Annotated in this window: 12 protein-coding genes, 9 tRNA genes and 3 rRNA genes; all 24 read left to right on the top strand. The window is 47.8% G+C overall.

Features of this window, described 5'->3' with window-relative positions:
* Nucleotides 1-9 precede the first annotated feature (9 nt).
* The 24 genes from obgE to ruvB all read left to right on the top strand — a co-directional run bounded on the left by obgE (nucleotide 10) and on the right by ruvB (nucleotide 19,101).
* Nucleotides 10-1,320, top strand: coding sequence for a GTPase ObgE (gene obgE / locus MHB85_RS24695; RefSeq protein WP_192136248.1), 1,311 nt, complete (start codon nucleotides 10-12; stop codon nucleotides 1,318-1,320).
* A 229-nt stretch (nucleotides 1,321-1,549) separates the two neighbouring features.
* A complete protein-coding gene (locus MHB85_RS24690; protein ID WP_017692625.1) occupies nucleotides 1,550-1,987 on the top strand; it encodes an ACT domain-containing protein in 438 nt (145 codons plus the stop codon).
* A 58-nt stretch (nucleotides 1,988-2,045) separates the two neighbouring features.
* A complete protein-coding gene (locus MHB85_RS24685) occupies nucleotides 2,046-3,332 on the top strand; it encodes a homoserine dehydrogenase (RefSeq protein WP_017692626.1) in 1,287 nt (428 codons plus the stop codon).
* Between the two features lie 116 nt (nucleotides 3,333-3,448).
* On the top strand, nucleotides 3,449-4,519 hold the full coding sequence (gene thrC, locus MHB85_RS24680) for a threonine synthase (RefSeq protein ID WP_091011905.1): 1,071 nt from the start codon (nucleotides 3,449-3,451) through the stop codon (nucleotides 4,517-4,519).
* Entirely contained in the window at nucleotides 4,516-5,484 is a 969-nt protein-coding gene (gene thrB / locus MHB85_RS24675) for a homoserine kinase (protein ID WP_091011906.1), read from the top strand. Before thrC ends, thrB begins: the two co-directional genes overlap by 4 nt.
* Entirely contained in the window at nucleotides 5,481-6,353 is an 873-nt protein-coding gene (gene pheA, locus MHB85_RS24670; protein ID WP_074096239.1) for a prephenate dehydratase, read from the top strand. Before thrB ends, pheA begins: the two co-directional genes overlap by 4 nt.
* A 147-nt stretch (nucleotides 6,354-6,500) precedes the next feature.
* Nucleotides 6,501-7,385, top strand: a complete 885-nt coding sequence (gene ilvE / locus MHB85_RS24665; RefSeq protein WP_017692630.1) for a branched-chain-amino-acid transaminase — start codon at nucleotides 6,501-6,503, stop codon at nucleotides 7,383-7,385.
* A 195-nt stretch (nucleotides 7,386-7,580) separates the two neighbouring features.
* On the top strand, nucleotides 7,581-9,203 hold the full coding sequence (locus tag MHB85_RS24660) for a LysM peptidoglycan-binding domain-containing protein (RefSeq protein ID WP_192136246.1): 1,623 nt from the start codon (nucleotides 7,581-7,583) through the stop codon (nucleotides 9,201-9,203).
* 546 nt (nucleotides 9,204-9,749) lie between these two features.
* Nucleotides 9,750-11,302 (top strand): 16S ribosomal RNA (locus tag MHB85_RS24655).
* 346 nt (nucleotides 11,303-11,648) lie between these two features.
* Nucleotides 11,649-14,576: ribosomal RNA gene (locus MHB85_RS24650) — 23S ribosomal RNA — on the top strand.
* Between the two features lie 143 nt (nucleotides 14,577-14,719).
* A 5S ribosomal RNA gene (gene rrf / locus MHB85_RS24645) occupies nucleotides 14,720-14,836 on the top strand.
* The 16S, 23S and 5S rRNA genes sit together here with 9 tRNA genes alongside, the layout of an rRNA operon.
* An 83-nt stretch (nucleotides 14,837-14,919) precedes the next feature.
* Nucleotides 14,920-14,995, top strand: a tRNA-Asn gene (locus MHB85_RS24640).
* Between the two features lie 4 nt (nucleotides 14,996-14,999).
* Nucleotides 15,000-15,071, top strand: a tRNA-Glu gene (locus MHB85_RS24635).
* Between the two features lie 8 nt (nucleotides 15,072-15,079).
* Nucleotides 15,080-15,155 (top strand) — tRNA-Val (locus MHB85_RS24630).
* 17 nt (nucleotides 15,156-15,172) lie between these two features.
* A tRNA-Met gene (locus tag MHB85_RS24625) sits at nucleotides 15,173-15,246 on the top strand.
* A 27-nt stretch (nucleotides 15,247-15,273) separates the two neighbouring features.
* Nucleotides 15,274-15,351: transfer RNA gene (locus MHB85_RS24620), tRNA-Asp, on the top strand.
* A gap of 24 nt (nucleotides 15,352-15,375) precedes the next feature.
* Nucleotides 15,376-15,450 (top strand) — tRNA-Gly (locus MHB85_RS24615).
* Between the two features lie 6 nt (nucleotides 15,451-15,456).
* Nucleotides 15,457-15,533, top strand: a tRNA-Arg gene (locus MHB85_RS24610).
* A 16-nt stretch (nucleotides 15,534-15,549) separates the two neighbouring features.
* Nucleotides 15,550-15,628: transfer RNA gene (locus MHB85_RS24605), tRNA-Leu, on the top strand.
* 7 nt (nucleotides 15,629-15,635) lie between these two features.
* Nucleotides 15,636-15,709: transfer RNA gene (locus tag MHB85_RS24600), tRNA-Pro, on the top strand.
* A 202-nt stretch (nucleotides 15,710-15,911) separates the two neighbouring features.
* Complete coding sequence (locus tag MHB85_RS24595; protein ID WP_192133241.1) at nucleotides 15,912-16,604, top strand: BofC C-terminal domain-containing protein; 693 nt, start codon at nucleotides 15,912-15,914, stop codon at nucleotides 16,602-16,604.
* A 316-nt stretch (nucleotides 16,605-16,920) separates the two neighbouring features.
* A complete protein-coding gene (gene ruvC / locus MHB85_RS24590; protein WP_017686765.1) occupies nucleotides 16,921-17,424 on the top strand; it encodes a crossover junction endodeoxyribonuclease RuvC in 504 nt (167 codons plus the stop codon).
* Entirely contained in the window at nucleotides 17,421-18,035 is a 615-nt protein-coding gene (gene ruvA / locus MHB85_RS24585) for a Holliday junction branch migration protein RuvA (protein WP_036616866.1), read from the top strand. The genes ruvC and ruvA overlap by 4 nt, the downstream gene beginning before the upstream one ends.
* Before the next feature lie 55 nt (nucleotides 18,036-18,090).
* Nucleotides 18,091-19,101 (top strand): Holliday junction branch migration DNA helicase RuvB, encoded by a 1,011-nt coding sequence (ruvB, locus tag MHB85_RS24580; protein ID WP_091020485.1) that lies wholly within the window; start codon nucleotides 18,091-18,093, stop codon nucleotides 19,099-19,101.
* Nucleotides 19,102-19,165 lie beyond the last annotated feature (64 nt).

Below are 19,165 nucleotides of genomic sequence, written 5' to 3'. Positions count from 1 at the left end.
GGTTAACCAATGTTTGTAGATAAAGCGAAGATTTATGTAAAAGCCGGAGACGGAGGGGACGGAATAATTTCGTTCCGTCGTGAGAAGTATGTACCAAACGGCGGACCTGCCGGGGGCGATGGAGGCAGAGGAGCTGACATCATTTTCCGCGTGGATGAAGGTTTGCGTACGTTGATGGATTTCCGTTACCAGCGTCACTTCAAAGCCCCACGTGGTGAGAAGGGACGTAATAAAAGTCAGCATGGTGCAAACGCGGAGAACATGATTGTTCGCATTCCACCAGGAACTATCATTTTGGATGAAGACAGTGGAGAAGTACTGGCGGATATGACACGTCACGGTCAACAGGTTGTCATTGCACGTGGTGGACGGGGCGGACGGGGTAACATCCGATTTGCTACACCGAACAATCCTGCACCTGAACTTGCTGAGAACGGTGAAGAAGGACAAGAGCGTTACATCGTACTCGAACTGAAAGTTATGGCAGATGTTGGTCTGGTTGGTTTCCCGAGTGTCGGGAAATCCACATTGCTTTCTGTCGTTTCGTCAGCCAAGCCAAAGATCGGTGCATACCATTTCACAACCATTACACCGAATCTGGGTGTAGTCGGTGTAGGAGAAGGCCGAAGCTTTGTCATGGCCGATTTGCCTGGACTGATTGAAGGTGCGCATGAAGGGGTTGGACTGGGACATGAGTTCTTACGTCATGTCGAGCGTACTCGTATTATTGTTCATGTCGTAGATATGTCGGGTTCGGAAGGACGCGATCCTTTTGAAGACTGGCAGAAAATCAATGACGAATTGAAGTTGTACAATCCGCTTCTCGCCGAGAGAACGCAAATTGTAGCAGCTAACAAGATGGATATGCCAGACTCTGAAGCGAACCTGGAGCAATTTTTACAGCAAGTTCGTGAAGTTCAACCTGATATTGAAGTGATGCCAATTTCATCCTTGACCCGGAAAGGGATTCAAGAACTTCTGTATCGTGCAGCTGATCTGCTGGATCAGGTTCCAGACGAGCGAGTGGTTGAAGAGGTAGCAGATGTATCTGAACGTAAAGTATACAGTCTGGACAAAAAAGAAGACGATGGTTTCAAAATTGTGCGTGAGAACGAAATGTTCGTTGTCGAAAGTGCCAAGATTGACCGCATGATGAAACGGATGCAATTGAACTCACATGAAGCCATACTGAAACTCGCACGTACACTGCGTTATATGGGTGTCGACGCTGAGTTGCGTAAGCGCGGAGCTGTAGAAGGTACCATCGTGCGTATTGGAGAATTTGAATTCGAATTCGTGGAAGGCAGCAGTTACTACTAAGTAGCCGTCTTCCGTGGAGAGACAGATCGATATAGAAACGCAGAGAAGTGGGAAGTTGGCCCGCAACTCTGCGTTTTTTTTGTTTTTTCCTGACATGGGAGAGGCATAAACTTGTATACTGTGAGGAACGTATTTCAAAAAATAGGCGTGTCATGTATTGCCCTTTTGTCATAGATCCTATATAATGTCCACTATATGAATACATGAGTCTTTGAGGAGAGGACGTTCTGTGAACGAACGCTATTACTTAGTACGGGAAGATATTTTACCAGAGGCAGTGGTGAAGACCATGCAGGTAAAAGAACTGCTGGCTTCTGGTGATGTTAAAACAGTGCATGAGGCGGTTGAACAGGTCGGATTAAGCCGGAGTGCCTTTTACAAGTACAAGGATGGAATTCATCTGATCAACCAGCTTGAGCGCGAGAGAATTGTAACGATCTCCATTGATCTGGAGCATCAGTCGGGTATTTTGTCTCGTGTGCTTGGACATGTAGCTGGTTATGGAGCTAATGTACTCACGATTAATCAGAGTATCCCGCTTCAAGGAAGAGCCAATGTTGTCATTTCGGTGGAAACGACACATCTTCATGGCGAAATTGGTGAAATGCTGGATCGAATGCAAGATATGCCTGGCGTAAGACGTACACGTATTGTAGGCCAAGGGTAATTAGGCTTTAACATACAGGACTGACGGACAAGAATAGACATTAGGGGGTAGATCGTTAGTGAAACCAGTAAAAGTCGGATTGTTGGGTCTGGGAACTGTCGGAACGGGAGTCGTTCGCATTGTGGAAGGGAATCAGGAGGATCTGAGCAGTCAGGTTGGATCGCCGATTGTCATCGAGAAGATCGCAGTGAAAAATACAGAGAAAGAACGTGTTATTGCTGTAGACCGTGCCAAGCTTACGGAAGATCCTTGGGAAGTCATTCGTCATCCGGATATTGACGTCATCGTTGAAGTCATGGGCGGCATTGATCAGACGAAGGAGTATATTCTTGAAGCGTTGGAACGTGGGAAGCATATCGTAACAGCAAACAAAGATCTCATGGCACTACATGGTACAGAGATTTTGGCGAAGGCGCAGGAAAAACAATGTGACGTGTTCTATGAGGCGAGTGTTGCTGGAGGGATTCCGATCATTCGTACGTTGATTGAAGGTTTCTCTTCTGACCGGATTACTCGCATTATGGGGATTGTGAACGGAACAACGAACTTTATTCTGACCAAAATGAGTCAGGAAGGTGCATCCTATGAAGAAGTACTGGCTGAAGCACAGGCTCTGGGATACGCTGAATCCGATCCAACTTCCGATGTGGAGGGACTTGACGCAGCTCGCAAAATGGCGATCTTGAGTACACTCGGTTTCCGCACCAATGTGGAGTTGAAGGATGTAACCGTTAAAGGAATATCCTCCGTAACTCGTGAAGACATTATGTATGCCAAAAGACTGGGCTATGAGATGAAGTTACTTGGTATTGCGGACCGTATTGGCGATGAGATCACAATTAGCGTTCAGCCGACGATGGTTAGACAAAATCACCCGATTGCTTCAGTCAACGGTGTGTTCAACGCAGTATATGTACACGGTGAAGCTGTAGGGGAGACGATGTTCTACGGTGCGGGTGCGGGAGAACTCCCAACGGCAACTTCGGTTGTAGCTGACATTGTGGCGGTTACCAAAAACCTTAAACTTGGCGTGAACGGTCTCAAAGCAATTGTGCCTTATAAGATTAAGCGACTGCAAAGCGACGAGCAGATCGTGTCGAAAAACTTTATTTTACTACACGTAGACGATAAAGCCGGTGTATTGGCACAAATCACACAAATTTTCGCAGAGTATGATGTCAGTCTGGCGTCGGTTGTTCAACAGCCGAATGAGCACAACCCGGATGCCGAGATCATTATCGTTACACATAATGCGAGTAAGGCAAGCATGGATAAAGTGTTAAAACATTTTGAATCACTCAGCGTCATTCGCCGCATTAAGAGTGTCTACCGGGTCGAAGGATAATTTATCCATATCCCATACGGCATCTCAATTATTTCAGTTATAACGTACAAGTTAATCATATCTGGTTTAACAGGTCATCATTTCAGATTATTAAAACATAAAGGAGTTTACCCACAATGAGATATCAAGGACTTTTGCAAACGTACAGAGACCACCTTCCAGTTAATGAAAATACACCCCTGCTTACGCTTCAGGAAGGAAATACACCGTTGATTCATGCAGAGAATCTGTCTGAGGAACTCGGTTTGAATGTTTATTTCAAGTATGAAGGTTTGAACCCTACGGGATCTTTCAAAGACCGCGGTATGGTTATGGCAGTTGCCAAAGCTATGGAAGAGGGCAGCCGTACGATTATGTGTGCATCCACAGGTAATACGTCAGCAGCTGCTGCGGCCTACGCCGCACGTGGTGGCCTCAATTGTATCGTACTGATCCCGAATAACAACATTGCACTGGGTAAACTGGCCCAAGCCATGATCTATGGAGCTAAGGTAATTGCGATTAATGGTAACTTTGACCGTGCACTGGAGATTGTGCGTGAGATCACAGCCAAACATCCGATCACGCTTGTAAACTCTGTGAATCCGTTCCGGATTGAAGGACAGAAGACAGCAGCGTTTGAAGTCATTGAACAACTTGGCGAAGCGCCTGACGTTCTGGCTATTCCAGTCGGTAATGCGGGTAATATTTCGGCTTATTGGAAAGGTTTCAAAGAATATAAAGAGGCAGGCAAGTCCAGTACACTTCCACGTATGGTTGGTTTCGAAGCAGAAGGTGCGATGGCCATTGTCAAAGGTGAGCCGATCCTTGAACCTGAAACAGTAGCAACAGCGATTCGAATCGGTAATCCAGCGAGCTGGAAAACGGCAGTAGCTGCAGCTGAGGAATCTGGTGGACAGATCAACTATGTAACGGATGAACAAATCCTGACAGCGTACCGTACACTTGCTTCTCGGGAAGGGATTTTTGCTGAACCTGCTTCTGCGGCTTCCCTTGCCGGTGTATACAAACTGAAGAGTGAAGGGTACTTTAAAGGCGGAGAGACTGTCGTTTGTGTACTGACAGGTAATGGCCTGAAAGATCCTAATATTGCGATCAAAACAGTAGCGACTGAGCCACTTGTTGTTGAAGATACGGAAGAAGCAGTAATGGCGGCTATTGCACAACTGGAGCAGCAATCTGTATGAGTTTGCGTGAAAAGGTAACTGTAAAAATACCTGCAAGCACAGCCAATCTCGGTCCGGGGTTTGATACCCTGGGCATGGCATTGTCTTTGTATGCCTGGTTGGAAATGAAACCTGCCGAACAGACGTCATTTCATCTTTACGGCAATCATTTGACAGGTCTGCCAACAGATAAATCGAATTTGATTTACGAAGTTGCACAGATGGTATTCAATGAAGCTGGGGTATCCATCCCTGAATTGGAGATTTCCATGTATTCCGATATTCCGCTTACGCGGGGACTCGGGAGCAGTGCATCAGCCATCGTTGGTGCATTAGCAGCAGCGAATGCATTAATTGGTGCTCCTTTATCCGATGCGAAACTTCTGGATATGGCCACATCCCTCGAGAAGCATCCTGATAATGTGGGAGCATCTCTGTATGGCGGTATTATTACGGCTGCATGGAATGGTCAACAGGTAGATCATATACGTATTGAACCACACCAGGATCTGCAGGCGTTGGTTATTATACCTGAATTCCAGCTGTCTACTTCAAAAGCAAGGAATGTAATTCCAGAGCAATTTGGCATGTCTGATGTGGTGCATAACATTAGCAGATCTTCACTGCTCGTTGCCGCTTTGGCGAGTGGACGACTGGATATGATTCAGAAGGCGATGTCAGATCGAATTCACCAACCATATCGGGCATCATTGGTGCCAGGCATGGCTGAGATATTGGAACATGCTGTTGATCATGGAGCGTTGGGAGCTGCCCTGAGCGGAGCTGGCCCGACCGTATTGACTTTGGTAGATCGTCATGACACCCGGAAAGCGGGATTGGAACAATATTTGCTGGACACTATGGAGCGGGAGGGCATATCTGCTTCTGCACTGTGGCTCGATCCGGATTTGGACGGTGTAACCGTGCTGCCTGATCAAGACGAACGTCCTTTTCTGGACAGAATCAAAGGGGAAGTTAATGCATGAAACGAATTGCAGTATTACCTGAAGGCTCAGTCTCTCATGAGGCAATTGATTTCCTTTTCAACGGAGAACCATTAGATTTGCTTCATTCCAAGTTGATTTCGGATGTGTTTAGAGCAACGGATAGCGGGAATGCACAATACAGTGTCATTCCGATCGAAAATACCATTGAGGGTTCCGTTAGTCTTCATATGGACTGGCTTGTAAATGAAGTGGATATTCCGATGCAAGCAGAGTGGGTATACCCATCCATCCAGAATGTTATCGGACATGGCTCGGAATTTAAGACAGAGAGTGGCGAGTATGATTTCGGTAGAATTACCAAGATCATGTCCCATCCAGTGGCTATTCCACAGTGTCAAAATTTTATTCGGCTACATTCGCCTGGGGCCGACCTTGAAGGTGTGAACAGTACAGCCGAAGCTGTAGAAATTGTGAAAAAAAATCCAGGTAAGGGCTGGGTGGCGATCGGTACAAAGCTTGCTGCTCAGAAGCATGGCTTGGACATTATGGCTGAACGGGTTACAGATCATGACAACAACTACACCCGTTTTGTGCTTATAGGCCATGAACCTGTGAACATTCCACGTGAACCGGATCATGTAAAAACCAGCTTGCTGGTGACGTTGCCAGAAGATGCACCGGGTGCGTTGCATCAGGTATTGTCAGCTTTTGCATGGCGGAAGCTGAACTTGACCCGTCTCGAATCTCGTCCAACGAAGAAACGATTGGGCAGTTACTATTTTTACATTGATGTTGTGGAAACGGTCGATTCGGTATTGCTTACCGCAGCCATGGCAGAGATTGAAGCATTGAATTGTCAGGTGCGCGTTCTGGGTAGCTATCCTTGTTATACATATCCTTCGAGATAATTGACCTGATGGTGTTTGGGAATGTTAGAAGGTTGTCATAAGTCGGGTAGAATGAGCGAGTAATGGCTTGTCATTTGGTGTACAATGGACGGGTTAATAACGTTTCGGAGTACAGGGAATGGATATTTTATGGAGGTGCAGTCATCAGTGGCAGAACAATGGATCTATTTGGATGGTCAGTATGTGACCAAGGAGAACGCAACCGTTTCGGTATATGATCATGGATTTTTGTATGGAGATGGGATTTTCGAAGGTATTCGGATCTATAACGGAAATATTTTCAGATGTAAGGCCCACTTGGATCGTTTGTATGATTCGGCAAAATCCATTAGTTTGAACATTCCGCTGTCCATTGATGAGATGCTGGAAGTCATGGCTGAAACGGTGCGCCGCAATGATATGCGTAATGGTTATATTCGTCTTATTGTATCGCGTGGCCCTGGTAATCTGGGGTTGGACCCATTACGTTGCCCTAAGGCATCCGTAATCATCATCGTGGAACAATTGGCGATCTATCCGGAGGAAGCTTATCTTACTGGATTGAAAGCAGTTTCTGTATCCCAACGCCGGAACATTCCGGACGCCTTGAATCCAAAAATTAAATCATTGAACTATCTGAATAACATCCTGGTTAAAATCCAGTCTAACTATTCAGGTGCTGGTGAAGCAATTATGCTGAACTCCCAAGGTTACGTTACTGAGGGTTCAAGTGATAACATCTTCATCATCAAAAATGGTGTAGTGTACACGCCCCCTTGTTATCTCGGAGCACTTGAAGGTATTACACGTCAAGCGATTATCGATCTATGTGGCGAACTGGAGCTTGAATTAAAAGAAGTGCCATTCACCCTGCATGATGTGTATATCGCAGACGAAGTCTTTTTCACCGGGACAGCTGCAGAAGTTATCGCTGCATATGAAGTGGATGGAAGAACAATTGGCACTGGGGTAGCAGGTCCGGTAACGCTGAGATTGCTGGAAGCATTCCGTCAGATTGTTGACAAAGATGGATATAAAGTGTGGGAATCTTAAGTTAGAATTGCATAACATAGGGAACAGGAATCCTCCTTGTCCGATAAAATTCTGCATACCTGGTGTATGGGGATTTTGGAGACAGGAGGATTTTTTTTGTTTAGTTGATGTCATTAGCCCGGTTTCTGCATAGGATGTAGTAACGGTATGGGCAAATGTACTGCCCAAGTATGACGTCTAGGAGGTTAGTTCCCTGTGAAAATACACATGGTGAAAAAAGGCGACACATTATATCTGCTGTCCCAAAAATACAATGTAGCGCTGGACAAATTGATCGCGGCTAATCCGCAAATCACAAATCCCGACAAGCTGGATATTGGCATGAAGGTCAAAATCCCTGCTGAGCCAGTAACACCGAAACCGGAGGGTGTGCTCCACAGTCACAAGGTGCAGCAAGGAGATTCGTTATGGAAGTTGGCACAAGCCTGGGGAGTTCCTTTGAAAGATATGGTCAATGCCAATCCACAGTTGAAAAACCCGAACGCTCTGTTGGTGGGGGAGACAGTTTATATTCCATCTATGCACGCACAAGGAAACAGCACATCTAATTCGGGTGCCAGCAATATTGCTGCTCATGAAAAGTTGTCACCTGAAGGTAAGGAATACACGGGAGTCAAAGAACCGGAACCACCGGCGCCAGTTATGCCAACTCCTCCTGCTCCAGTAGCAGAGGTTCCTGTTCCGGTCCCTGCTCCACCACCAGCCAATACGGAGAAGCCGAATGTGAAGCCTGAACTGGAGGTACTGCCGCAGTTACCAGAGCTTCCTGAAGTGAAACCCGAAAAGGAAACGCACAAAAAAGAAGAGGTTAAACCCGAAGTTGAGGTAAAACCGGTAGCAGAATCCAAGAAATACACAATGCCTAATCTATCGCCTGAAATTATGCCTTTGCCTGTAATGCCTAATACAAAGTCTCCAACTGAGGTTGCACCAGCAACGAAAAAGCCTTGTGGTTGTGGTAATAAGTTGCATCATGCGCCAGCCGAGCACCCTTATGTTCAAATCCCGGTTCCTGTACAAGAGGTGTATGGTGCTCAGCAAGACATGTACACGGCAGGAGCGAGTAACAATGCGGGGTTTCCAGGGATTCCGGAAGTTAGTCCTTATAGTGGCAGTGATCTGCCTAACAGTCCGTGGACTGGCGCGGAGCAGGGTTATAACCACAATAACGTTATGCCGAATCTGTCCGCAGACATGCAAAACAACTCATTTCCGATTGCACCAGCTGGCGAAGTGAATAGTCCATTCCCAACGTATGTAGCACCTAGTCATATGAATCATCAGCCGCCTTTCATGTCTCCATACTCAATGCTTCCGTACCCTCCATGCGGATGTGGCTCACATACACATATGCCGCAGTATACTTATCCTTCTCATGGTTATCAGGATCCGGCATGGAATATGTACGGTCCTTCGTACGGTATGCCGCCTGAAATGTCCACATCAACGATGCCAAACCAGCCTATTGAGTATGCTTATCAGAATCCGTATCCTACTCAGAGCATGGTTCCGCCGTCCCCTCTTGGAGCATTTGGTGAAATGTACCCTCCTCAAGGGCAAGGCAAGGGTGGTAAAAAAGGGGGGCGTGAAGACGCTAACTTAAGTCAGGTAGCAATTGAAGAGGTTGGATCAGATTCGGAAGGGAAGTCCAAGCAAGCAGGGAATAAACCGACAGCTGCAAAACGCAGAACAAGCAAGGCTCCTCTGAAGAATAAATCCAAGGTATCCGTGTCCGGGAAAACATCCAGAGAGGGTGCAGCTCCTTCCAACCAACGAAAATCTGATAAAAAGCGTCGTAATCCTTGGATACAAAACTAACCTTGGGATTGCGATTGAACAATAAGTGAGATAGCTGTTATATAAGTGGGAAGCCAGCTCTGTAATAGAGAGCTGGCTTCTCGCTTACCTGAGTGAACATTGAGGTGCGCATAACGGAGATTTAGTTGCCCAGGAAATGATAGAAAGCATTTTATTAAGAAGTTATTGTAAACCCTTTCATAAATGTGTTAAAATATTTGTACCCTATTAGCATGACCTAATATGGAAGGACAAGATAGGGTACGGATATGATAGCTTTGGCTAATGTAAAACTACTAAAGAAAAGAAATGAAAAAAAACTGTTGCATTACATTCAGCCGTATGATATATTATTTAAGTCGCCGCTGAAACACAGTGCTGACACGGGAAACACAAGAGATAATGAAATAAGTTTGATCTTTGAAAACTGAACAACGAGTGAGTAAACATTCTGCTTGCAGAATGAACGCGAAAGTTGAGACAAGCCTTGGCTTGAATCGACTGGAGCACAAATGAGATTTTTAATCTCGTCAGATTCAAAATGAGCTTATCGCTCTTTTCAATACTTTATTGGAGAGTTTGATCCTGGCTCAGGACGAACGCTGGCGGCATGCCTAATACATGCAAGTCGAGCGGACTTGATGAGAAGCTTGCTTCTCTGATGGTTAGCGGCGGACGGGTGAGTAACACGTAGGCAACCTGCCCTCAAGTTTGGGACAACTACCGGAAACGGTAGCTAATACCGAATAATTGTTTTCTTCGCCTGAAGGAAACTGGAAAGACGGAGCAATCTGTCACTTGGGGATGGGCCTGCGGCGCATTAGCTAGTTGGTGAGGTAACGGCTCACCAAGGCGACGATGCGTAGCCGACCTGAGAGGGTGATCGGCCACACTGGGACTGAGACACGGCCCAGACTCCTACGGGAGGCAGCAGTAGGGAATCTTCCGCAATGGGCGAAAGCCTGACGGAGCAATGCCGCGTGAGTGATGAAGGTTTTCGGATCGTAAAGCTCTGTTGCCAGGGAAGAACGCTTGGGAGAGTAACTGCTCTCAAGGTGACGGTACCTGAGAAGAAAGCCCCGGCTAACTACGTGCCAGCAGCCGCGGTAATACGTAGGGGGCAAGCGTTGTCCGGAATTATTGGGCGTAAAGCGCGCGCAGGCGGTCATTTAAGTCTGGTGTTTAATCCCGGGGCTCAACCCCGGATCGCACTGGAAACTGGGTGACTTGAGTGCAGAAGAGGAGAGTGGAATTCCACGTGTAGCGGTGAAATGCGTAGATATGTGGAGGAACACCAGTGGCGAAGGCGACTCTCTGGGCTGTAACTGACGCTGAGGCGCGAAAGCGTGGGGAGCAAACAGGATTAGATACCCTGGTAGTCCACGCCGTAAACGATGAGTGCTAGGTGTTAGGGGTTTCGATACCCTTGGTGCCGAAGTTAACACATTAAGCACTCCGCCTGGGGAGTACGGTCGCAAGACTGAAACTCAAAGGAATTGACGGGGACCCGCACAAGCAGTGGAGTATGTGGTTTAATTCGAAGCAACGCGAAGAACCTTACCAGGTCTTGACATCCCTCTGACCGATACAGAGATGTATCTTTCCTTCGGGACAGAGGAGACAGGTGGTGCATGGTTGTCGTCAGCTCGTGTCGTGAGATGTTGGGTTAAGTCCCGCAACGAGCGCAACCCTTATATTTAGTTGCCAGCACTTCGGGTGGGCACTCTAGATAGACTGCCGGTGACAAACCGGAGGAAGGTGGGGATGACGTCAAATCATCATGCCCCTTATGACCTGGGCTACACACGTACTACAATGGCCGGTACAACGGGCTGCGAAATCGCGAGATGGAGCCAATCCCAACAAAGCCGGTCTCAGTTCGGATTGCAGGCTGCAACTCGCCTGCATGAAGTCGGAATTGCTAGTAATCGCGGATCAGCATGCCGCGGTGAATACGTTCCCGGGTCTTGTACACACCGCCCGTCACACCACGAGAGTTTATAACACCCGAAGTCGGTGGGGTAACCGCAAGGAGCCAGCCGCCGAAGGTGGGATAGATGATTGGGGTGAAGTCGTAACAAGGTAGCCGTATCGGAAGGTGCGGCTGGATCACCTCCTTTCTATGGAGAATCGTTTCCTGCAACGGAAACATTCAAATATAAGTCTTCAGGAAGCATGCTTCCGAAGCGAGCTTTACTTCGTAAAGCTTTTAACTCACTCGTTGCTCAGTTTTGAGAGCTCAAACTCTCAAAACAGCTTGCTTTTGCATGGAGCTTGTTCTTTGAAAACTAGATATCGAAACGAAACAAACGCGAATTAGAACATTCCTTTTTAGCTGAACTTGTGTTAAACAAGTTTAATAAATTGGTACTTAATTGCTTTTGCGATGGTATTGGATGGGAGTGACTTTTGGCTTTGGACGTAGTCCAAAACAAGGGAAGCGAGCAGCCAAAACCGGAGCAAACTGGTTAAGCTACTAAGAGCACACGGAGGATGCCTAGGCGCTAGGAGCCGATGAAGGACGTGGCGAACAACGAAACTGCCTCGGGGAGCTGTAAGCAAGCTTTGATCCGGGGGTGTCCGAATGGGGAAACCCAGCTGGGGTAATTTCCAGTTACTCACAACTGAATACATAGGTTGTGCAGAGGCATACCAGGGGAACTGAAACATCTAAGTACCCTGAGGAAGAGAAAACAATAGTGATTCCGTCAGTAGCGGCGAGCGAACGCGGAGAAGCCCAAACCAAGGAGCTTGCTCTTTGGGGTTGTGGGACGTCTCACATGGAGTTACAAAGGAACCGGTTAAGCGAAGAGGTCTGGAAAGGCCCGCCAAAGAAGGTAAAAGCCCTGTAATTGAAAGTTGGTTCCCTCCGAGACGGATCCCGAGTAGTGCGGGGCACGTGAAACCCCGTATGAATCCGGCAGGACCATCTGCCAAGGCTAAATACTTCCTAGCGACCGATAGTGAAGCAGTACCGTGAGGGAAAGGTGAAAAGCACCCCGGAAGGGGAGTGAAATAGAACCTGAAACCGTGTGCTTACAAAAAGTCAGAGCCCGTTTTAGGGGTGATGGCGTGCCTTTTGTAGAATGAACCGGCGAGTTACGTTCCCGTGCAAGGTTAAGGTGAAGAGCCGGAGCCGCAGCGAAAGCGAGTCTGAATAGGGCGACTTAGTACGTGGACGTAGACCCGAAACCGGGTGATCTACCCCTGTCCAGGGTGAAGGTGCGGTAACACGCACTGGAGGCCCGAACCCACGCATGTTGAAAAATGCGGGGATGAGGTGGGGGTAGCGGAGAAATTCCAATCGAACTCGGAGATAGCTGGTTCTCCCCGAAATAGCTTTAGGGCTAGCCTCGGAAAACAGAGTCGTGGAGGTAGAGCACTGATTGGGTGCGGGGCCCGCAAGGGTTACCAAGCTCAGTCAAACTCCGAATGCCATAGACTTACTTCCGGGAGTCAGACAGTGAGTGCTAAGATCCATTGTCAAAAGGGAAACAGCCCAGACCATCAGCTAAGGTCCCCAAGTGTGTGTTAAGTGGGAAAGGATGTGGAGTTGCACAGACAACCAGGATGTTGGCTTAGAAGCAGCCACCATTGAAAGAGTGCGTAATAGCTCACTGGTCGAGTGACTCTGCGCCGAAAATGTAACGGGGCTAAACACACCACCGAAGCTATGGCTTGATGCAATGCATCAGGGGTAGGGGAGCGTTGTATAAGGGTTGAAGGTGTACCGTAAGGAGCGCTGGACATTATACAAGTGAGAATGCCGGTATGAGTAACGAAAAGATCAGTGAGAATCTGATCCGCCGAAAGCCTAAGGGTTCCTGAGGAAGGCTCGTCCGCTCAGGGTAAGTCGGGACCTAAGGCGAGGCCGAAAGGCGTAGTCGAAGGACAACAGGTCGAAATTCCTGTACCACCGTAAGCCGTTATGAGCAATGGGGGGACGCAGTAGGGTAGTGACGCGGACTGATGGATGTCCGTCTAAGCAGTAAGGCTGATGTGTAGGCAAATCCGCACATTGTAAGGCTGAGCTGTGATGGGGAGCGAAAATTGTAGTAGCGAAGGTCATGATCTCACACTGCCAAGAAAAGCCTCTAGCCAGGTGAAGGTGCCCGTACCGCAAACCGACACAGGTAGGCGAGAAGAGTATTCTAAGGCGCGCGGAAGAACTCTCGTTAAGGAACTCGGCAAAATGACCCCGTAACTTCGGGAGAAGGGGTGCCCCGGTAGTGTGAATAGCACGAGGGGGCCGCAGTGAAAAGGCCCAAGCGACTGTTTAGCAAAAACACAGGTCTGTGCGAAGCCGTAAGGCGAAGTATACGGGCTGACGCCTGCCCGGTGCTGGAAGGTTAAGGGGAGTGGTTAGGGAGTAATCCCGAAGCTGTGAACCGAAGCCCCAGTAAACGGCGGCCGTAACTATAACGGTCCTAAGGTAGCGAAATTCCTTGTCAGGTAAATTCTGACCCGCACGAATGGCGTAACGACTTGGGCGCTGTCTCAACGAGAGATCCGGTGAAATTTTAATACCTGTGAAGATGCAGGTTACCCGCGACAAGACGGAAAGACCCCATGGAGCTTTACTGCAGCTTGATATTGAATTTGGGTACGATCTGTACAGGATAGGTGGGAGCCTTTGAAGCAGGAGCGCAAGCTTCTGTGGAGGCAACGTTGGGATACCACCCTGATCGTATCTAGGTTCTAACCTGGTACCGTAATCCGGTGCGGGGACAGTGTCAGGTGGGCAGTTTGACTGGGGCGGTCGCCTCCTAAAGAGTAACGGAGGCGCCCAAAGGTTCCCTCAGAATGGTTGGAAATCATTCGAAGAGTGCAAAGGCATAAGGGAGCTTGACTGCGAGACCTACAAGTCGAGCAGGGACGAAAGTCGGGCTTAGTGATCCGGTGGTACCGCATGGAAGGGCCATCGCTCAACGGATAAAAGCTACCCTGGGGATAACAGGCTTATCTCCCCCAAGAGTCCACATCGACGGGGAGGTTTGGCACCTCGATGTCGGCTCATCGCATCCTGGGGCTGAAGTAGGTCCCAAGGGTTGGGCTGTTCGCCCATTAAAGCGGTACGCGAGCTGGGTTCAGAACGTCGTGAGACAGTTCGGTCCCTATCTGTCGTGGGCGTAGGAAATTTGAGAGGAGCTGTCCTTAGTACGAGAGGACCGGGATGGACGTACCGCTGGTGTACCAGTTGTTCCGCCAGGAGCACCGCTGGGTAGCTATGTACGGACGGGATAAACGCTGAAAGCATCTAAGCGTGAAGCCCCCCTCAAGATGAGATTTCCCAGTATGTAAGACCCCTTGAAGACGACGAGGTAGATAGGCTGGGGGTGGAAGTGCAGCAATGCATGGAGCTGACCAGTACTAATCGGTCGAGGGCTTATCCAATAGCAAGTGATAATTCGCGTGTTTCGTTTCGAATCTAGTTTTCAGAGAATGATCTCTGAAATGAAAATGGGTACATCACAGAACGTGTGTATGATTTTCAGTTCCATATCTGATTTCAAGAAGCTATGCTTCGACAAATCGCGTTTGGTGGCGATGGCGGAGGGGTTCCACACGTACCCATCCCGAACACGACCGTTAAGCCCTCTAGCGCCGATGGTACTTGGACCGCAGGGTCCTGGGAGAGTAGGACGCCGCCAAGCGAACTCTTTCATCATACATAGAAAACAGGCTCTGCTTGTTAATGTTGTACGATGAATTGCATTTGCTCTGCAAATGCATATATTCCCTGATAGCTCAGTTGGTAGAGCACTCGACTGTTAATCGAGTTGTCACAGGTTCGAGCCCTGTTCGGGGAGCCATTAAGGCCCGTTGGTCAAGGGGTTAAGACACCTCCCTTTCACGGAGGTAACAGGGGTTCGAATCCCCTACGGGTCATATAAGTTGGAGGCTTAGCTCAGCTGGGAGAGCATCTGCCTTACAAGCAGAGGGTCGGGGGTTCGATCCCCTCAGCCTCCACCATATAAACTTTATAACGACGCGGGGTGGAGCAGCCCGGTAGCTCGTCGGGCTCATAACCCGAAGGCCGCAGGTTCAAATCCTGCCCCCGCAATTATACTTTCCTTTGAGAAAGTGATCTGGAACCGTGGTGTAGTTGGCCTAACATGCCTGCCTGTCACGCAGGAGATCGCGGGTTCGAATCCCGTCGGTTCCGCCATTTTTATATTTATTAATACCGTATGCGGAAGTGGCTCAGCGGTAGAGCATCGCCTTGCCAAGGCGAGGGTCGCGGGTTCGATTCCCGTCTTCCGCTCCAATATTTGCGCCCTTAGCTCAGCTGGATAGAGCGTTTGACTACGAATCAAAAGGCCGGGAGTTCGAATCTCTCAGGGCGCGCCATTATAACTTCAAATTTGCCGGCGTGGCGGAATGGCAGACGCGCTCGACTCAAAATCGAGTGGGAAACCGTGGAGGTTCGAGTCCTCTCGCCGGTATATATAACGGGATGTAGCTCAGCTTGGTAGAGCACCTGGTTTGGGACCAGGGGGTCGCATGTTCAAATCGTGTCATCCCGATCTCTAAAAACACTATCTATAATTAGATAGTGTTTTTTTATATTTATCTATATAAGATTCTATAAATGCAGGTTCCGGTATTCACTATGACAAGTTCTCTAACCTAACACATGTGTGTTCCTTCTTCAGCGATAAGTTAGTTGTGCATAAAGCCTCAGTCTTTAGGTCACAATAGGTTTAAAAAGTGATAGAAGGGGTTCATGTGAACACGTTTAACTTCAGAAAACAATTCAAGAGACGCTGGCGACGGTGGAAACGAACAGTATGGATGACGGCGGCTCTGCTTGCAGTTACGATATTGGCTTATAGCGGGTTGTCCATCTCATCGGCGATTGAGCGTTTGCTGACAACTAATTTTAGTGAGGCAACCAGTGTGATGGGGCCTGTTACGCAGGAAACAAGATCTGAACAGGAGATTCAGGCGTTAGTAGAGCAACTTGATTCTGATCCGGATCATTTGACAAGTGTGGTTTTGGAAACACAGTACATCTGCGGAGTGGAGACAGAGCAGTTAGGCAAGATGGCTAGACCGCAGTTGAAGATGCTCCTTGCTCAACATCCGGAATGGGATGCTACCGTCGGAACATCAGATGAGTTGCATTTGAAGCAACGTGTAGATGATCTTTCACCGCTTTGTAAACAGCAGGCTTATATCAGCATAGATGCTGTAGGGAACCTTAATTTGTACGAGGGTAAGCCGGCAAAAGAGAAGGTTATTCGTACGTTCTTTCAATTGGATGTTGGGACGTTGGAAAGTTCTTTGCCTGAAGGGGTGCTGGATCAATTGCAGCAGGGGATTCGGATTCAGGACAAGGATGAGTATGATAGCGTGATCTCTACGTTCAGTGACTACGCCGTGGATGAAGATCATCATTTAATCCATAATGGCGGGTAATCCAAACGTCCTCACCTACAGTACTAAGATTGTGAAGTACTGAAACGATGGTGAAATGGTGGCAATAGCAATAACATTGATGGTTTAGGGAACCAAGCGTTACACCCAAATATATGTGGAATATGATGAAGGACATCGAAGAGATGTCCTTTTTGTCGTTTATACTGAAATAGTTGAAAATACGAATAAACATGTAAAAATTCCGCGAATAAAGACGAGTAATCAGTTAGACAAAGTTTTTCCTGCCGCAGGGTCTATCTTTTGTTATAATGAAATGAACGATACATATGTTCGCTTTTGTGAGGGAGAGATGGTTTTGCGTTTTTTGGGAATTGACCCGGGTATTGCGATTGTTGGTTTTGGTTTTGTGGATAAAATCGGCAGTAAGGTGGTACCCGTACAATATGGATGTATTCAGACGGAAGCTCATACCCCTGAAGAGGAACGGTTGCTTCACGTATATGAAGGTATGGTGCAATTGATTGATAAATACAAACCTGACGCAGTAGCGCTAGAGAAACTTTTTTTCAACCGGAACGTTACAACAGCAATGTCTGTCAGTCAGGCGAGAGGCGTTATGGTACTCGCTGCCGCGCAGAAGGGTTTACCTATTGCAGAGTATACGCCAATGCAGATCAAGCAGGCTGTTGTGGGGTACGGTAAAGCGGAGAAGAAGCAAGTACAGGAGATGGTCAAAATGTTCTTGCGTCTTCAGGTCGTTCCTAAGCCGGATGACGTAGCGGATGCATTGGCTGTAGCCGTGTGCCACGCACACTCTTATACATTAAATTCCAAGTTGAATGAGGTATTGCGAAAATGATTGATTTTCTAAGAGGACAGTTCATTCATGTAGAGAATGATTATATTGTGCTGGATGTTCATGGTGTAGGGTATCGCGTATTCTGTCCGAATCCATTTGCGTTTGCCAAGCAAGAAGGCGAAATTACGGTGTACACTCACCATCATGTGCGTGAGGATGCGATGTTGCTGTTTGGATTTGTTACCCGGGATGAGCAGCGTTTGTTCCGTAAACTGATTGAAGTATCCGGTATCGGTCCAAAAGTAGCTCTGGGCATACTCGCTGGAGGTACACCAGAACATGTGGTTACGGCGATTTATCAGGAGAATCTTACGTTCTTGACCAAATTGCCAGGCATCGGCAAGAAGACTGCACAACGCATGATTCTGGATCTCAAGGATAAGCTGGATAGCTTTGGTGCGGCAGCTTATGCAACAGGTTTGTTCGCTCCTCCATCGGAAGAGTCGGGAAGTGGTTCAGCCTGGGATGAGGCACGTGAAGGTCTCAAGGCACTTGGGTATACTGACAGTGAGCTTGATAAAGTATGGCTCAAATTGAAAAAGGATGTTACTACAGCAGATTCCGTTGATGTGTTGATGAAAAAGGCGCTGCAAATGCTGTTTACGGGATAATACAAATTGCATATTCTAATATAGCTGTAGCCTGCAAAAAAAGGTAGGGATGAACATGGATGATCGGATTATTTCCGCGAACCTGATGATGGAGGACCAAAATGTTGAGTTGAGTCTTCGTCCCCGGTATCTGAATGAATATATCGGACAGAATCAGGTGAAGGAAAATTTAAAGATATATATTGAAGCTGCCAAATTTCGTAATGAGGCATTGGATCACGTTTTGTTATATGGCCCACCTGGACTGGGTAAAACAACACTTGCCAATATTATTGCCAACGAACTGGGCGTTAATTTACGAACTACGTCAGGCCCGGCTATTGAACGCCCGGGTGATCTTGCAGCATTGTTAACCAATCTGCAGGAAGGCGATGTCCTGTTTATTGATGAGATTCATCGTTTGCATCGTACAGTTGAAGAAGTCATGTACCCCGCTATGGAAGATTCCGCATTGGACATTATGATTGGTAAAGGTCCAAGTGCACGTTCCGTTCGGCTGGATCTGCCGCCATTCACTCTGATTGGGGCTACAACGCGTGCTGGCTTGCTGTCTGCTCCACTTCGAGACCGATTTGGTGTTATCAGTCGATTGGAATTCTACACAGTTGATGAGCTGGCTTATATCGTCTCACGCTCTACCGAAATTTTGGGTGTGGAAATTGTGGGGGATGCTGCGCAAGAGATTGCTTTGCGCTCACGTGGGACACCGAGGATCGCGAACCGTTTGTTAAAACGAGTACGTGACTTTGCACAGGTGCGTGGTGACGGGATTATAACACAGACACTGGCGGAAGAAGCGTTGCAACGTCTCCAGATTGATCCGCGTGGCCTGGATGAGATCGATCATAAGATGCTCAAATCGATGATCAACAGCTTCCGGGGAGGTCCGGTAGGGTTGGATACCATTGCTGCTACAATTGGTGAAGAAAGTCAGACGATCGAGGATGTTTATGAACCGTATCTGCTTCAGATTGGTATGATTCAGCGTACACCAAGGGGCAGGATCGTAACAGATCTAGCCTATCATCATTTGGGTCTACCTGTTCCACCAAGAGACGGAAAATAATAGAGCCTGGTGAAAGTCCACGATTCGAACGTTTACCAATTGAAGGTTCACCATAAACATTGAA

It is taken from the genome of Paenibacillus sp. FSL K6-4396 (assembly GCF_038002525.1).
GTDB lineage: Bacteria > Bacillota > Bacilli > Paenibacillales > Paenibacillaceae > Paenibacillus > Paenibacillus amylolyticus_B.
This window is presented reverse-complemented; position numbering and strand designations above follow the sequence as displayed.

Bases quoted from the DNA above. Each gene is read 5' to 3' on its own strand.
- obgE (WP_192136248.1), top strand. From the start codon at position 10: ATGTTTGTAGATAAAGCGAAGATTTATGTAAAAGCCGGAGACGGAGGG.
- thrC (WP_091011905.1), top strand. From the start codon at position 3,449: ATGAGATATCAAGGACTTTTGCAAACGTACAGAGACCACCTTCCAGTT.
- thrB (WP_091011906.1), top strand. From the start codon at position 4,516: ATGAGTTTGCGTGAAAAGGTAACTGTAAAAATACCTGCAAGCACAGCC.
- pheA (WP_074096239.1), top strand. From the start codon at position 5,481: ATGAAACGAATTGCAGTATTACCTGAAGGCTCAGTCTCTCATGAGGCA.
- ruvA (WP_036616866.1), top strand. From the start codon at position 17,421: ATGATTGATTTTCTAAGAGGACAGTTCATTCATGTAGAGAATGATTAT.
- ruvB (WP_091020485.1), top strand. From the start codon at position 18,091: ATGGATGATCGGATTATTTCCGCGAACCTGATGATGGAGGACCAAAAT.